Here is a 14,598-nt window from a genome sequence, read left to right as displayed (position 1 = left end):
CAGCAGTCGGTGGGACTGAACCAAAAAATCCCTAAAGTTGCTCCATATCCAGCCGATACAGGTGCGTCCTTCCGCCTGGAGTCTGTCATGTCGGCCGTTGTTCCCCACCTCCGGTCCCTGCGCACGCGTCTTGCCACGTTGCGCTCGGCGTCCCCCGGCCTGCTGCTGTGGCTGCAACCACACCGGCTCAGCGTAGCCAACAAGCTCAAGGCGACCCTGTGGGTCTGTGGCCTGGGGCTGGTGGCGATCGCCGCCGTCCACGCCTGGACTGGACATGGCAGTGCGCAGGCCGCACGCACCCAGGCCAGCTACCAGCGCGGTAGTGACCTGGCCGCCAGCCTGGCCACCCGCGTGGCGGAAGCACGCCGCCTGCAGACCCAGTATGCACGCAGTTTCGATGATGCTGACCGCAGCCAGCTGCTGGCCATGCAGAAGGCGCTGCAGGCCGACCTGCAGGCGCTGCGCGCGATGCCGATGGATGCCGGCCGGCGCAAGGCGCTGCAGGCGCTGACCGAAGCCGCCGACGCCTTCTCGCAGGGCGTGGCGGCCCTGTTCGAACGGGTCGACGAGATGGGCCGCGGCGAGGCCGGCCTCGCTGCGCAGCTGCAACAGGCTGCAGACACACTGCAGGCGCAGGTGGATGCGCAGCAGCGGCCCGCGCTGGCGCTGTCCCTGCAGAAGATGCGCCGCCAGGAGGCGTTGCTGCTGCTGGATGGTGACTCCGTCCATGCCGACCGCGCCAGCGAGGAGAAACTGCCGTTCGATCTCGCGCTGGCGGGCCTGTCCACTGACGTGCAGGATGCCCTGCGCAGCGGAATGGAGGGCTACCAGGTTGCCCTGCTGGGTTACACCGCGGCCCGCGTCGGCCTGGATGTGGAGGCGCAGTCACTGCTGGATACCGCTGCCGGCGTGGCACCGGCGCTGGCCGCCTTCCAGCAGGCCCAGGTGGCGGCGCTGGCCAGGGCGCAGGCGCGCCAGCAGGCCGGCGCACGCACCATGAGCGTGCTGTTCGTACTGACCCTGCTGCTGGTCGCTGGCGTGCTGATCACCAGCCTGGTGCTGGTGCTGCGCGCGGTGCGCCAGCCGATCCAGGACACCCTGCGCTTCGCCAGCGATATCGCCGACGACCGCTTGGACACGACGTTGCGTGTGTACAACGCCAACGATGAGATCGGTCAGCTTGCCCAGCGCCTGGTCGACATGCAGCAGCGCCTGCGCGCGCGCATCGAGACCGAACGTGCTGTGGCGCGCGGCAACACCCGCGTGCGCCAGGCGCTGGACAGTGCGCAGACCGGGCTGATGGTGGTCGATGCCGAAGGCCAGGTGGCCTATGCCAACCCGGCGCTGCTGCTGCAGCTGGAGCGCCAGGGCGATGAGCTGGTGGGCAGCGATGCGATAGGCCTGCATCCGGCGCTGGCCAGCCTGGCTGGCGTGCGACAACGCGAAGAACGCGAGATCGGCCATTCCGGTGTGCGCTATCAGCTGGTCGCCAATCCCATTGTCGACGAGGGGCATTTCCTCGGCGTGGCGGTGGAATGGCGCAGCCGCGCGCTGGAAACCCTGCTGGAAACCGAAGTGGCGGCCCTGGTCGACGCGGCCGCGCACGGCGACCTGCACGGGCGCATCGCGCTGGAGGGCAAGCAGGGCTTCGTACGTACATTGTCCACCAGCATCAACCGCTTGCTGGCCACCTTCGAGGCCAACCTCGGCGATCTGCAGGCACTGTTGGCTGCGCTCGCCCGTGGTGATCTCAGCGTTCGCATGGAGGGTGAACTGCAGGGCGTGTTCGCGCGCATGCGCGATGATGCCAATGCCACCGTCGCGCAACTGGGCCGCATCGTCACCCGCATCCAGCAGGCCACGTCCAGCCTCGATACCGGCGTTGGCGAGATCGTCGCCGGTCACCACGACCTGTCACAGCGCACCGAGCAGCAGGCCGCCAACCTGGAAGAGACCGCAGCGTCGATGCATGAGCTGACCGATACCGTGGGCCGCAATGCTGACGCCGCTGGCCGCGCGGACGCGCTGGTCAAGGGCGCGGCGGCAGTGGCCCAGCGCGGCGGTGAGGCGGTCGGCCAGGTGGTGGCAACCATGCATGGCATCAGCGAAGCCTCACGGCGGATCGGTGACATCACCCAGCTGATTGATGGCATCGCCTTCCAGACCAACATCCTCGCGCTCAACGCGGCGGTGGAAGCGGCACGTGCCGGAGAGCAGGGCCGCAGTTTCGCTGTCGTGGCTGCCGAAGTGCGCCTGCTGGCACAGCGCAGTGCCGAGGCGGCCAAGCAGATCAAGGGATTGATCGAGGATTCGGTGACGCGTGTCGGGCAGGGCAACCAGCAGGCCGAGCAGGCTGGCACCACGATGGGCGAAATTGTCGGCAGCGTGCAGCAGCTGGCGGATCTGCTGGCCGGGATCCGCAGCGCGTCGCAGGACCAGCATGCCGGCATCGCACAGGTGAACCAGACCATCGTGCAGATGGAGGCCAGTACCCAGCGCAACGCCAGTCTGGTGGAAGAGGCGGGGGCCTCGACTGCGCAGATGCAGGCGCAGGTGCATGCCCTGGCAGAAGCCGTGGGCGCGTTCCGTTTGCAGCCAATGCCACGGGCGCGCGCTGCGGCCTGATTCTGTTCCGGTAGTGCCGGCCGCCGGCCGGCACCGTCCATGATCATGCCGGCCAGCGGCCGGCACTACCCTTGTGGCTCAATACACGTCGCGGCGGTAGCGCCCGGTCTCCAGCAGCGTTTCCACCGCGTCATCACCCAGCGCGGCGCGCAGCACCTGGTCCACGCCTTCGGCCATGCCCTGCAGCGAGCCGCAGACATGGATCACCGCACCGCGCTGCATCCACTCGCGCAGCGCATCGACGGCCGCACCCAGGCGATCCTGTACGTAGCCACCCTCACCATCGCGCGAGAACGCCAGGTCCACCCGTGCAAGATGGCCGTCGGCCTGCCAGGCCTCGATCTCGTCGGCGAACAGGAAGTCGTGTGCGCGCTGGCGCTCACCGAACAGCAGCCAGTGCCCGTGCTCGCCTGTGTGGGCAGCTTCGCGCAACAGGCTGCGCAGACCCGCGATGCCGGTGCCATTGCCGACCAGCACCATCGGGGCGCCACTGACACGATGGAATCCAGGATTGCGGTGCACACGGGCCACGATGCTGGCACCGACCGGGGCATGCAGCGCCAGCCAGCCCGAGCCCAGCCCGGCTCGACCCGACAGGTCATGCACCAGGCGCACCACCAGTTCCACCACTTCATCACTCGTGGAGGAGGCGATGGAGTATTCGCGTCCGGGCAGCGTTGGCAATCCGGACAGCCACAGGCAGGCATCCTGCACCGCCAGCGCGGCGTCGGCCTCGGGCAGCTCGCGTTCACTGGCCAGCGCCAGCAGTGTGCGTGGGTGGCCGTCCACCAGCAGCGGCTGCAGCGGATCCAACCCATGTGCCTTCAACACGGCGTTGGCGTGCCGTGCGTTGTGCCGGGGCGCGATATGCAGGATGTCGCCCGCCTGCCACTGCACGTCGGCCGGTGGCGCAAGACGGATGCGCCAGATGGCACCACCGATGCTGCCCGGATTGAGCCGGTCGCGGCCGAGCAGCCGCCACTCATGCATCTGCGTGGCCGCCGGCAGCACGCTGTCATCGGTGACGATGCCGGTCAGCGCGCCCAGCTGCAGCTGCCATTGGCGCAAGGCCGCTACCGAGGCGGCATCGACTTCGACGCGGTCGAACAACGGGCGCGCGCCGTTGCCGAGCAGCCAGCCATCAACCTGGCGACCGAAGCCGCAGTAGTGCGGGTACTGTCGGTCACCCAGCGCCAGCAGTCCAAACTGCAGGCCTGACAGGTCGAGTGTCTGTGCCATCAGCCGTCGTGCAGCGCCTCGCGCCGCATCCGGTGGCTCGCCGTCGCCGAAGGTGCTCAGTACCCACAGCACCTGCGCGGTGCGTGCCAGCTGCGCGGCATCGACGCGGGCCAGTGGCAGCACCTGCACCGCATGACCGGACGCCTGCAGCTGCGCGGCGGCGCGCCATGCCAGTTGTTCTCCCAGTCCACTCTGGCTGGCATGCACCACCAGCCACGGCGTACCACCGCCATCGGCAGGCGTTGCTGGCAGCGACTGGCGCAGGTCACGCGCGGCGCGCTGGCTGCGGCGGCGGTCCAGGTAGAGCATCCAGCCGGTGATGAAGAACAGGCTCATGCCCAGGCTGCTGAGCATCACCACCACGCGCCCGGGCACGCCGAAGTAGCTGCCCGAGTGCAGCGCGAACACGCTGGTGGCCAGCTGCGCGCCGGCGCCCTGGCGCGCATAGGGGCGGGCATCGAGCGTGGCCCCCGTGCCTGGGTCCAGCTGCAGCAGATCATGCGCGCGGTCATGCTGGCCGCCGCGCTGCGACGGATCACCGGCCATCACCCGCACGTTCAGTGCCTGCCCCGGCTTCTCCGGCAGGCGCAGGTCGATGTAGCCGGTGCGCACGCCGGGCAGTGCGTACAGCGTGGCTTCGATGCGTTCCAGGTTCAGGGCGGCGTCGGTGGCGACCTTGTGCTTGGCGGCCGGTGCGACGCCCAGCAGGGTGTTGGCGGCACTGCGATACCAGTCGAACGACCACCACAGGCCGGTCAGCGCACTCATCAGGTAGATCAACAGCACCCAGGTGCCGACCACCGAGTGCAGGCTCCACAGGAAGCCACGGCCGCTGCGTTTCCATTCCACCGCCAGCCAGCTGCGCCAGTGCCACCAGCGCCGCGGCCAGCGCAGGTAGAGCCCGGACAGGGTGAAGAACAGCAGCGCGATGGCACAACTGCCGGTGATCCATTTGCCGCGCTCGCCGGCGGCGAGGTGGCGATGCAGATCCTCGACGAAATCGAAGAACGCCTGCCCGCGCAGGGCGCTGAAGCGCTCGCCGGTGTACGGATCGAAGTAGACCCAGTGTTCCTTGCCGCCAGCGAAGCGCGCCACCGACGGCCGTTGCCCGGTGGCATCCACGCGCAGACGTTGCAGGGGGCGATCACTGCCGGCCTGCAGCAGCGGCACCAGTTCGCTGAGTTCAAGCGGAAGCTGGCCGTCGGCATGGTGCTCGGCGATCTCGGCGAAGCCGGGATTGGCCGCGCGCAGCAGTTCGTCCTCGAAGGACAGCACGGCGCCGCTGAGGCCCATCACGGCCAGGACGGCACCGGCGGTGATGCCCAGCAGCCAGTGCAGTTGGAACAGGACGTTCTTGAACATCGAAGGAGGAGGGCCTGGAAGGCTGCCGCCCGCATCCTGCGCAACAGCAAATGAGAATTAGTCGCGGAATTCTCCGTGGCGCTCCGGCTGCGGTCAAGCAGGGGATATCGGCCGGGCGGCGCCCGGCACCCGCGGTAGTGCCGGCCGCTGGCCGGCAACCTCAGAAGCAACAGCCGAAGCAACAGCGGGTTTCCTGTGAGGAGGCGGGGTGGGTCCGGTTGCGGGGGACGGCGGCAAGTACGTCCCTGTAGCCTTGGCCGCGGCATCCATGCCGCGGACACCCCCGCAACCGGATCCACCCCGCCTTCGACAGTTTCTCGCGGCCTGTTGGAACGACGTATTGCCTTGGTAGGTGTCGACCTTGGTGGACACAGTAGATCCACGACATGCGTGGATGACTCATTCGACATCTGACAGATGTGTCGACCAAGGTCGACACCTACCAACAGCCGCGAAGATCTGTCAGAGGTGGGGCGGTGTGGGTGGTCAGGACCGTTGGCGCCATGGATGGCGCCATCGAGCCCCCATGGACGGGTTTACGGCGTGTCCTGACCACCCACAGTGCCCCGCCATCCCACGGAATGCCCGCTTTGGCTTTGGCTGTTGCCGTTGCATTGAGCAGGGTGCAGGGCTGCAAGCCCTGCAAAAAACACCCTCACTTCACCCAGCGGTCGATCTCGCCGTGGGCGAACGGTCCCAGCTTCGCCTTCACCAGCCGCCCCTGTGCATCGAACAGCACGCTGTAGGGCAGCAGGCCCTGGGTATTGCCCAGCTGCACGCTGGCATCGCGCGGCCCGGGTGTCTCGATCACGATCGGGTAGCCCACCGGCACCCGTTGCAGGAAGCCACGCACGTCCTCCGGGGTATCCAGCGCCAGGCCAAGAACCTGCACACCATTGTCGCCCTGGCCGCGGGCGAAGCGGGCCAGCTCGGGCATCTCTTCCACGCAGGGCGCGCACCAGCTGGCCCAGACGTTGATCAGCAGGGGGCGACCGGCGAAGCGCTGGCGCAGGTCCAGCGGTCGGTCATCGAGATCCGGCAGCGTCAGCGCCGGCAGCGGGTCGCCCACCTGCAGTGCAGGCGTCGCGGCGGCAGCAGGGGACGCGGCAGGCGGTGTGTCGGATGTCGCTGGCGCCGGTGCCAGCCGATGCCCGGCCCACAGGCCGAGGCCGGCGGCCAGCACCGCTGTCCACAGCAGCGCTGGCCGTTGCCACTTCATCGTGCGGTGCGCAGCAGCGCTTCCTCGACCACCGCCTGGGTCAGCAGGGTCGGCAGCACGGTCGGCGGTGCGCCGGGGCCGTACACCACGTACAGCGGCACGCCCACGGCCTTATGCTCTTCCAGGAACGTGGTGATCTGCGGGTCCACATTGGTGTAGTCACCGCGCATGTACACCGCGTTGGTGCGCTTCAGCAGTTCCTTGAACTCCGGCCGCGACAGCACGGCGCGTTCGTTGGCCTTGCAGCTCACGCACCAGTCGGCGGTCATGTTCACGAACACCACGCGGTTGTCGGCACGCAGGCGGTCCAGCAACTGCGGCGAATACTCCACCACGTTGTCGCTGGCGGCCTGTGCGGCACGCGCCGGCGCTGCCAGCTGGGTCACGCCCCAGGCGGGGACCAGTGCACCGATCGCCAGCAGCACGCCGAGCAGGGTGACGGCGCGCGAGCCGGTCCAGCGGTTGCGTTCAAACAGCCACAGGCCGAAGGCCAGCAGCAGCAGGCCACCCAGTACCAGCGCCATGCCGTCCACGCCGCGCTGCTTGCCCAGCACCCACAGCAGCCACAGCACGGTGGCATACATCGGGAAGGCCAGCACGTGCTTGAGCGTTTCCATCCACGGGCCTGGCTTGGGCAGGCGGCGCGCCAGCGCCGGCACGAAGCCGATCAGCAGGAACGGCAGGGCCAGGCCCAGGCCGAGGAACAGGAACACGGTCATCGCCTTCAGCGGCGGGGCAATGAAGGCGTAGGCAATCGCGCCGCCCATGAACGGGCCGACGCAGGCACTGCCGACCACGCAGGCCAGCGCACCGGTGAAGAAATCACCGGCCGGGCCACTGCGGCTGGCCAGCGACTGGCCGAGGTTGCCGATGCCGCCGCCGAGGGTGAACACGCCGGACAGGCTCAGGCCCACCGCGAACATGATGTAGGCCAGCGCCGCCACCACGCCCGGGTGCTGCAGCTGGAAGCCGATGCCGACGGCGTTGCCGATCGCGCGCAGGCCCACCATCAACGCACCGATCACCGCGAACGCGACCAGCACGCCCAGCGTGTACCAGAGGGCGTGGCTGCGCGCGCGCTGCGGGCTTTCGCCACTCTGCGCCAGGCTCAGGACCTTCAGCGACAGGATCGGCAGCACGCAGGGCATCAGGTTCAACACCAGGCCACCGGCCAGCGCCAGCAGCAGCACCCAGACGAACGAACGGTCCGGGTTCGGCGTGGTCACCGGCGGTCGCGTGCGCAGCGCGTTGTCACCGCGCGCGTCGGCGGCGAACTCATTGCCTGCGCCTTCACTGCCGACGGTTGCCGGGGCCGCTGCACCATCGTTGGGCACGGTCGGCAGCAGGCGCAACGGGGCGCCGTTGGCGGCTTCGCGCGGTGCGCCACTGGCAGCGGGCAGCGGGCTGATCACCTCGTTGCGCGGTGGCGCCTGATCGGCACTGGCGCTGATCTTGCCGGCAGGGATCGACAGCTTCACCCGGCGGGTCATCGGCGGGTAGCAGATGCCATCGGTCTGGCAACCCTGGAAGGTCACCACCAGGGTGCTGTCGACCGCATCGGCGACGGAGCGGCGCAGCGGCAGCGGCACTTCCACCTGGTTGAAGTAGACCGAGACATCGCCGAAGTGCTCGTCGCGATGCGACTGCGCGGCCGGCCAGCGCGGCTTGTCGGCCAGCACACCGGTGCTGCCTTCCAGCTTCAGCGAGGTGCGGTCGCGATACAGGTAGTAGCCCGGTGCCGGGCTGAAGCGCAGCAGCAGGGTATTGCCGTCGCTGGCGATGGCGTCGAAGCCGAACGCCTGCTCCGACGGCAGCGGCAGCGCCTGGCTGTTGCTGGCCGCACCCGGCAGGCGCAGGCCGCCGCTGTTGCCGGCACCGGCCAGCGGGTTGTTGAACGGGCTGGCCGCACCGGTGCGTGCAGCCGGGGCGTTGGCCTGTGCACCGGCACCGGGCAGGGTGACCTGCACCACGCGCTTCTGCGGCGGGTAGCAGACACCGGCATCGGCGCAGCCCTGGTAACGCACTTCCAGGCTGATGGTGCCGGCGGCGTCGGTCGGCGTGCCGGGCAGGGTGGCCTGCAGGCGTTCGCGATAGGTTTCGACTTCGCCGAAGAAATCGTCGTGGTGCTTGTCGCCCTTGGGCATCTGCAGCGCGCCGGCATTGAAGGCCGGATCCGCCTTGACGCTGGTGCGGTGGCGATACAGGTAATAGCCCGGTGCGATCTTGAACTGCAGTTGCACCTGGCCACGCTCGGCGGCGGTCGCGGTCAGTGCGAACGCCTGGTCCACCGGCAGCAGGTCTTTCTCATCCAGGGCGAACGCCGGCAGCGAGAGCCACAACAGGGCGCACAGGGCGGCGCCACGCGCAAACAGAGTCTTCAATCAGTGTCCTCCCGGGTCTGTGCCCGGATCCAGTCCAGATACGCCGGCAGGCCGGCCCGGGTTTCGACCGCAATGCACTCCGGGAGTTCATACGGATGCAGTTCGACGATCCGGGCAATCGCGTCATCGACGCGACTCGCGGTGGTTTTCACCAGCAGCTGCAGCTCGGCGTCGGTGGTCACCTCGCCCTGCCAGCGGTAGGTCGACTGCGCGCCATCGAGGCGGGTCACGCACGCGGCCAGGCGCTCGCCGACCAGCGCGTGCGCGATGCGCTCGGCACTGGCCCGGTCCGGGCAGGTGGTCAACAGCAGCAGGACGGGATCGACGGTCGACATGACCGTCGAGTATAGGGCCGCCGCCGGGTCAGGGCCCGGCGGCGGCAGTGGACCGCTGCGTTGCGCGGTCAGTTGGCCAGCTGGCAGGTGGCCGGCTTGGCCGAGGTGAACAGGGCCGGGGTCGCCCACTCGGGGTGGTCGATGAACGGGTTGCGGTTGCCCTGGAAGCTGTAGACCACGTCATTGCGCGCACGCTCGGCATCATCCGGCGGATCGGACAGGTGCCAGTCGATCAGCGTTGACAGCAGGCCCATGTAGGCCGGCGAACTGCTGGTCTTGACGATCCTGCTGCGGTCGTCGGTCAGCTCCAGGTCCGGCTCGGACTGGCCGGTGGCCGCATCCTTGCCGCCCTCGTAGCGGATCGCCATGTACATCACCGCACGCGCCATGTCGCCCTTGCGCTTGCCCCACACCTCGAAGGTACCGGTGTTGCCGTCCGGCGTGCGCACCCAATTGGAGTTGCCCGGGTAGCCGCCGCTGCCGCCGCCCTGGCCGTTGTTGGCCTCGGTGGCGCGTTCGCCGCAGCTCGCATCGCACTTGCCGAACGGCTTGTTGCCACGGTCGGCGTTCCACTGCGCGTCGGTCAGGTACAGCATGTGGGTGTCGGTGTACGGCGCGTACGGCAGGCCCTTGTCGCCGGTGGTGCTGGCAAAGCCCAGCGAGTTCGGCCAGGTGTGCTCGCGGTTGTACTTCAGGCCACTGCCACTGCCGGCGCGATCGGTCACCTTGGCGTAGCTGCGGTTGCGGTACGCATCCAGGATCCTGCCGCTGTTGTTCGGATCCTCGTCGGCGATTTCCAGGATGGTCCAGGTGCTGGTGCCCGAGCCGCTGTACGGGTAGGCGGTGTGGCCCTTGATGGTCGCGTGCAGCGAGCAGCGCAGCTGGCTGGGGCTGCTGGTATTGACCTTGGAGTAGTAACCGGCCGGCACGCCCGGGTTGCCGGGGTCCGGATTGCCGCCAGTGCTGGCCACGGTGAAGGCGATGCGGCTGTCGGCGGCGGGGTGTGCGCCCTGCAGGTCGGTGATGCGCGCGGCGCGGATGTCGAAGCGGCAGGCTTCACCGGCCACCAGCGCGGTGTTGGTGGACAGTTTCACGCTGCGGCCGCTGGCCGGGTAGGTCAGCGGTACGCTGCCGGAGGTGCCGCAGCTCAGTGCGAACGCACCACTGGCCAGGTTCACCGTTTCGCTGAACACCACTTCCAGATCGGCCGCGGCCGGGAAGGTGCTGCTGCCCTGCGCCGGGGTGGTGGTGGACACTGACGGCGGCGTGTTCGGGCCTGGGGTGCCGCCACCGCTGAAGGTCTGGCCGTTGTTGCAGCTGCCGAATGTCTGTTTGGCCGACTCGGCCCAGGTGAAGTGGGCGTACTGGCTGCCGCTGCCGGTCAGCTGCAGCGAGGTGCCCGGCGCCGTGCTGTTGGTCTCGGCCACCGGGATGTTCTGGCTGGTCATGCCGGCGGCGGGGCCACCGGAGGCGGTGATGGCGCCCTCGTAGCTGAGGAACTGCACCACCTTGCCGCTGGCATCGACCAGGGCGATGCCGTCGTTGGGGCCGTTCTGGATGCCGTTGGTCGGGTAACTGACCACGGCGATGGTGGCGCTGCCGCAGCCGGCGGCGGTGCCTGCCGGGACCGGGTTGTTGGCGTAGACCACCGCGGCCGAGGCGTTGGCGCCGTTGTACAGATACAGGCGGTAGCCGGACAGGTCCTCACCGGCAGTGGCCACGACCTCGATCGCTTCGCCGACGTCACCGGCGGCGGTGCTGTCGTCGTAGTGCAGTTCGTTGATGAAGACCTCGGCCTGGGCCGGCGCGGCGGCCAGCGCCAGCAGGCAGGCGGCGGCAAGCGGGGACAGCAATCGCATCGACTACTCCTTGTGATTGGGAATGCGCGGCCGAGCCTAAGGCCGATCCAGTGACACTTTGTCGTAAATGAACGTCAGATATCTGACAGTGCGACGCCAGTCACCAAAAGTCGAGGGTTCCAGAGACAGGGTTGCCGCGTTGCACCGGCATCCAGGCCTTCACACCGGCGCGGATCGAGCGGGCCCGGGGCAGAGAAATTTTTTCCGCGAGCGGCCTTGAAAGGTCCGGGGCCAGCTCCATCTCTGTCCTGCTCCCGATTCATCGGGCTTTTTCGCGAGCAATGCTGGCAGTCACCTGGGGTGAGTGCTAACATCGCCAGACTTTTTCAGACCAATCAATAACTTAAGAGGTCTCTCATGAGCATCAAGCCGCTGCACGACCGCGTTGTGGTCAAGCCGATCGAAGCCGACGAAATCTCCGCCGGTGGCATCGTCATTCCGGATTCGGCCAAGGAAAAGTCCACCAAGGGTGAAGTCGTGGCCGTCGGCCCGGGCAAGCCGCTGGACAACGGCAGCGTGCGCGCTCCGTCGCTGAAGGTCGGCGACAAGGTCATCTACGGCCAGTACGCCGGCAGCTCGTACAAGAGCGAAGGCGTCGAGTACAAGGTCCTGCGCGAAGACGACGTGCTCGCCGTCATCGGCTGAGCCCCGGCGCGACCTGCTTCAACCTGATCCCCAAATCCCAGCCGCCGGACCCGGTCCGGCGCTACCAATGAGGTAATTGCAATGGCTGCCAAGGATATTCGTTTCGGTGAAGACGCCCGTTCGCGCATGGTGCGCGGCGTCAACGTTCTCGCCAATGCCGTCAAGGCCACCCTGGGCCCGAAGGGCCGCAACGTCGTGCTGGAAAAGAGCTTCGGCGCGCCGACCATCACCAAGGACGGCGTCTCCGTCGCCAAGGAAATCGAACTGGCTGACAAGTTCGAGAACATGGGTGCGCAGATGGTGAAGGAAGTTGCTTCCCGCACCAACGACGACGCTGGCGACGGCACCACCACCGCCACCGTGCTGGCCCAGGCCCTGATCCGCGAAGGCGCCAAGGCTGTTGCCGCCGGCATGAACCCGATGGACCTCAAGCGTGGTATCGACAAGGCCGTCGTGGCCGCCGTTGCCGAGCTGAAGACCATCTCCAAGCCGACCGCCGACGACAAGGCGATTGCCCAGGTCGGTACCATCTCGGCCAACTCGGACGAGTCGATCGGCCAGATCATCGCTGACGCGATGAAGGAAGTCGGCAAGGAAGGCGTGATCACCGTTGAAGAAGGCTCGGGCCTGGACAACGAGCTGGACGTGGTCAAGGGCATGCAGTTCGATCGTGGCTACCTGTCCCCGTACTTCATCAACAACCAGCAGTCGCAGACCGCTGACCTGGATGACCCGTTCATCCTGCTGCACGACAAGAAGATCTCCAACGTCCGTGACCTGCTGCCGGTGCTGGAAGGCGTCGCCAAGGCCGGCAAGCCGCTGCTGATCGTTGCCGAAGAAGTCGAAGGCGAAGCGCTGGCGACCCTGGTGGTCAACACCATCCGTGGCATCGTCAAGGTCGTGGCCGTCAAGGCTCCGGGCTTCGGCGACCGTCGCAAGGCGATGCTGGAAGACATGGCCGTGCTGACCGGCGGCACCGTGATCTCCGAAGAAGTGGGCCTGTCGCTGGAAAAGGCCACCATCAAGGACCTGGGCCGCGCCAAGAAGGTGCAGGTCTCCAAGGAGAACACCACCATCATCGATGGCGTGGGTGACAAGGCTGCCGTCGACGCACGCGTCGGCCAGATCAAGACCCAGATCCAGGACACCTCCTCGGATTACGACCGCGAGAAGCTGCAGGAACGCGTGGCCAAGCTGGCCGGTGGCGTTGCCGTGATCAAGGTCGGTGCTTCGACCGAAATCGAAATGAAGGAAAAGAAGGATCGCGTCGACGACGCCCTGCACGCTACCCGTGCAGCCGTTGAAGAAGGCGTGGTCCCGGGCGGCGGCGTGGCCCTGGTCCGTGCGGTCACCGCACTGGCCGGCCTGAAGGGTGCCAACGAAGACCAGAACCACGGCGTCCAGATCGCCCTGCGCGCGATGGAAGCCCCGCTGCGCGAAATCGTGGCCAACGCCGGTGAAGAACCGTCGGTCATCATCAACAAGGTCAAGGAAGGCACCGGCAGCTTCGGCTACAACGCCGCCACCGGCGAGTTCGGCGACATGCTGCAGTTCGGCATCCTGGACCCGACCAAGGTGACCCGTTCGGCGCTGCAGAACGCAGCTTCGATCGCTGGCCTGATGATCACCACCGAAGCCATGGTTGCCGAAGCTCCGAAGAAGGACGAGCCGGCCATGGGTGGCGCCGGTGGCATGGGCGGCATGGGTGGCATGGGCGGCATGGACTTCTAAGTCCCCGCATTCGCCCCGCAATGAAAAACCCCGCTGCAAGGCGGGGTTTTTTTGTGGCCGGCTGCAATGGCATCGCTTTCCGAGCGGCTCATCCTGCGTCCTGCAGGGTGTGTGTGCCTGCTGCCTGCGGCGTCATCAGTGCTGCATGCAACCAGGTCATGAAAGCAGGTATCGCCGCGTTGGCCTCGCCGTCCGCACGCGTCACCGCGTAGTAGGCGAAGGCCTGTGGCCAGGGCTGGTCGATCACCACCTGCAGCCGGCCATTGGCGAGTTCTTCGGCCGCGTGGATGTCGCGCACCAGGGCGATGCCTTGCCCGGCCACCGCCGCGCGGATCAGCAACAGGTCGTCATCGAACGCAGGGCCGCGCTCCAGTCGTTCATCGACGGGCAGATCCAGTGCCTGGAACCACAGCCGCCAGTCGCTGCGGTCGGCGTCCTGCAGCAGCGGCAGCTGCAGGCAATCCTGCACTGTACCCACGGCAGGCGCGCTGGCCAGCAGCGCAGGGCTGGCCACCGGCAGCAGTACCGGTGCCATCAGGTGCTCGGCATGCAGGCCAGGGTAGCGGCCCAGTCCATGACGGATCGCGATGTCCACCCCCTCGCGGCGCAGGTCGACCAACGCCGCGCTCGAGTCCAGCTGCACGTCCACCTGCGGATGCAACGCACTGAACCCGCCCAGTCGCGGCGCCAACCACTGTGCGGCGAAGCTCGGTGCCGCGCTGATGCGTAGCGTGCACCGTGTTTCCCAGCGTTCGAGTGTCTGCAGGCTCTGTGCGATCTGATCGAAGGCCTGCAGCAGCTCCGGATACACACGCGCGCCGGCTGCACTGAGCACCACGCCATGCCGGGTGCGGTCGAACAGGCTCACGCCCAGCCGCTCCTGCAGCTGTCGAAGCTGCTGGCTGATTGCACCAGGTGTCACCCCCATCGCATCGGCGGCGGTGGTCAGGCTGCCATGTCGGCCGGTTTCAACGAAGGCCCGCAGGCCCAGCAGCGGCAGCACCGCACCCATCTCAACTCTCCTGTAACCGCGTCGGCACGCGCCGCGCTGCGACAGCATATCGACCGCACTGCAGGCTGTCGCGCGCGCGTCGCGCACGTTGAGCCCCGCTCAACTCCCCGTGCAGGAGACATCGTTTCCCCGCGACGCAGGCCTTTCCTAGACTGCCTGCACGGCTGCTGCAGCGCCCGTTCCCGCATCG

The 14,598-nt window shown here is 67.7% G+C and carries 9 protein-coding genes; 3 read left to right on the top strand and 6 right to left on the bottom strand.

Translation table 11 applies throughout. The features are described from left to right. Nucleotides 1-87 precede the first annotated feature (87 nt). Entirely contained in the window at nt 88-2,625 is a 2,538-nt protein-coding gene (locus D5301_RS02215) for a methyl-accepting chemotaxis protein (RefSeq protein ID WP_153854646.1), read from the top strand. 78 nt (nt 2,626-2,703) lie between these two features. Here D5301_RS02215 and D5301_RS02210 read toward each other — a convergent pair whose 3' ends face one another. From D5301_RS02210 to D5301_RS02190, 5 genes are all read right to left on the bottom strand, one after another. Next, on the bottom strand, nt 2,704-5,226 hold the full coding sequence (locus tag D5301_RS02210; RefSeq protein ID WP_153854645.1) for a sulfite reductase flavoprotein subunit alpha: 2,523 nt from the start codon (nt 5,224-5,226) through the stop codon (nt 2,704-2,706). A 655-nt stretch (nt 5,227-5,881) separates the two neighbouring features. Then, on the bottom strand, nt 5,882-6,445 hold the full coding sequence (locus D5301_RS02205; RefSeq protein ID WP_153854644.1) for a TlpA disulfide reductase family protein: 564 nt from the start codon (nt 6,443-6,445) through the stop codon (nt 5,882-5,884). Further along, complete coding sequence (locus tag D5301_RS02200) at nt 6,442-8,826, bottom strand: protein-disulfide reductase DsbD domain-containing protein (RefSeq protein ID WP_153854643.1); 2,385 nt, start codon at nt 8,824-8,826, stop codon at nt 6,442-6,444. Before D5301_RS02200 ends, D5301_RS02205 begins: the two co-directional genes overlap by 4 nt. Beyond that, nucleotides 8,823-9,161: a divalent-cation tolerance protein CutA gene (cutA, locus tag D5301_RS02195; RefSeq protein ID WP_010481118.1), complete on the bottom strand. Its 339-nt coding sequence runs from the start codon at nt 9,159-9,161 to the stop codon at nt 8,823-8,825. The genes D5301_RS02200 and cutA overlap by 4 nt, the downstream gene beginning before the upstream one ends. A gap of 68 nt (nt 9,162-9,229) precedes the next feature. Further along, a complete protein-coding gene (locus D5301_RS02190; RefSeq protein ID WP_153854642.1) occupies nt 9,230-11,020 on the bottom strand; it encodes an endonuclease in 1,791 nt (596 codons plus the stop codon). Nucleotides 11,021-11,377: 357 nt separating this feature from the next. On the opposite strand from D5301_RS02190, the gene D5301_RS02185 reads away from it, so the two are divergent. Both D5301_RS02185 and groL read left to right on the top strand, forming a co-directional pair. Beyond that, nucleotides 11,378-11,665 (top strand): co-chaperone GroES, encoded by a 288-nt coding sequence (locus D5301_RS02185; RefSeq protein WP_006396661.1) that lies wholly within the window; start codon nt 11,378-11,380, stop codon nt 11,663-11,665. An 81-nt stretch (nt 11,666-11,746) separates the two neighbouring features. After that, nucleotides 11,747-13,396, top strand: coding sequence for a chaperonin GroEL (gene groL / locus D5301_RS02180; RefSeq protein WP_153854641.1), 1,650 nt, complete (start codon nt 11,747-11,749; stop codon nt 13,394-13,396). Between the two features lie 88 nt (nt 13,397-13,484). Here groL and D5301_RS02175 read toward each other — a convergent pair whose 3' ends face one another. Next, on the bottom strand, nt 13,485-14,408 hold the full coding sequence (locus D5301_RS02175; protein ID WP_153854640.1) for a LysR substrate-binding domain-containing protein: 924 nt from the start codon (nt 14,406-14,408) through the stop codon (nt 13,485-13,487). Nucleotides 14,409-14,598 lie beyond the last annotated feature (190 nt).

It is taken from the genome of Stenotrophomonas sp. MH181796, assembly GCF_009659995.1.
In the GTDB taxonomy this organism is placed as follows: Bacteria; Pseudomonadota; Gammaproteobacteria; order Xanthomonadales; family Xanthomonadaceae; genus Stenotrophomonas; species Stenotrophomonas riyadhensis.
This window is presented reverse-complemented; position numbering and strand designations above follow the sequence as displayed.